Origin of the sequence: Bacteroides acidifaciens, from assembly GCF_903181435.1 — a bacterium.
GTDB lineage: Bacteria > Bacteroidota > Bacteroidia > Bacteroidales > Bacteroidaceae > Bacteroides.
This window is the reverse complement of the sequence record NZ_CAEUHO010000010.1, coordinates 1-1,692: the sequence shown is the minus strand read 5'-3', so window position 1 is coordinate 1,692 and position 1,692 is coordinate 1. Positions and strand designations below refer to the sequence as shown.

Annotated in this window: 1 protein-coding gene and 1 pseudogene; both read right to left on the bottom strand. The window is 40.8% G+C overall.

The annotated features are described in order from the left end of the window. A pseudogene (locus CLIN57ABFB40_RS20165) lies at window positions 1-872 on the bottom strand (RHS repeat protein); the annotation flags it as partial. 530 nt (window positions 873-1,402) lie between these two features. Next, the coding region (locus tag CLIN57ABFB40_RS20160) for a macro domain-containing protein (RefSeq protein ID WP_175631662.1) at window positions 1,403-1,692 on the bottom strand (290 nt) is incomplete at its 5' end.

Here is a 1,692-nt window from a genome sequence, read left to right as displayed (position 1 = left end):
GACTTCACCAGATTGTCTTCAACAGGAGCCAAACCCGTCACGGCATAAGGGCGGTTCGGATTGGTATAAACCAGTTCCCCGGCATCACCCTTCCAACGAATATTACCATAATTATCATAAAGAACGGCATTATTACCGTAAGAACACAAACGATTCAATTCATCATAATCAAAATCCTCCGGCAGGTTTCTGGTTTCATCCGTACGATTTTCAAGATTGTTATTCGCCACATTGAAACGGTAGCTGTGGTCGAACACTATACCTCCATCCACACGGGTGATGCTGCGTCTTACAGGCAGTCCCCATTCATTAAACTCGTAGGTACGCTGCATTCCGCCTGCAGTAAGTTTTGTCAACTGTCCCAGCGAATTCTCTTCATCATGACGGTAGACCAGCGTTCCGTCTGCAAGACGGACTTCTGTCAGGAAACCGTTGCGGTAAGACAACTCTTCTGTGGTCAAAGCACCGTTTTGAGAGATATAAGCAATCGATTCAGGCAGTCCGTCGGTTGTATAACTGTAGGCTTTCTGCAACCATTTGCCATCCGGAGCTTCTTCACGCTGCGTTTGCAGTCTGCCATACTCATCGTAAGTATTATACAGAGCGCTGCCATTGCTTGACACCGCGGAAAGCAACAGGTTTTCCGTGTCGTCATAGGTATAAACCGTTGTCAAGTCAGGTGTTATTTGCTTCACGACACGTCCGTAGCGGTCGTATTCTTTCACTAATTCACGACCATCGGCATCAGTTTCTTTGCTGACATTGCCGGCTTTGTCATATCCCGTCCGCCGGATACCGGCACTGGGATCTTTAATGGCAATACGACGGCCATACTTGTCATAATAGAAACGGGTTTGTATATTTCCTGACATGATTGCCACCATCGGCTGCCCGTCGGGACGGTAATAATAAGCAATACTTCCCGCTTTAAATAGCCATAATACATTTTTGTTACAGGCTTACCTACTTCAGTAACGGTTACAACATACAGTCCCAGTTCTCCTCCGTTGTTCCACACAACAATCTATTCCTCTACTTTTCCATCACGATAGAGATTTTTCGCCAAGTCTCTCCAAGCAGTATACTCATCTCATACGAACGATACCCCTTTTATGAACGGTGCAACTCTGAAGCGAATCAATTGATGCATCGTGAAAAAATATCAGATAAAAATACCCTAATATAAATTGACATTCAATCAAATTATATCAGGGTAAAAGTAACAGTTCAGCGATTACAAGAAAGAGAAATGATTGGTAATCAATATATTGCTAAAATACAAGCAGCTGAGTTTAGCTATAAAAAGAATAATTTGATAAGATTTTTATTACAATCCATTTTATAAGTATTTGAAAATCAACAACAACGAATCACTGAACAGTTACAGGTAAAATATAGAATATTAAATTCTGTTTACTTGTTGATAGTTCTCCACAACAATAATATCTATGTCAGGAAAATGCAAAGCAGCCGCTTCAAGTACATATTTAACATCTTCCCAAACCAATCCACCTAGACCCGCACCGATTTTGGGCATAGCTATTGCTGTAATATTTTGTTTTGTTGCAGACTCAAGCATCTTCCAAACTGAAATTCTCAAAGCATCCAAAGTTGCTTTCGTTTTCCAATCTTTCTGTGTACCTAAATTATATACATATTCATCGTTTAATCTATATTCAAAAATATCTCCTA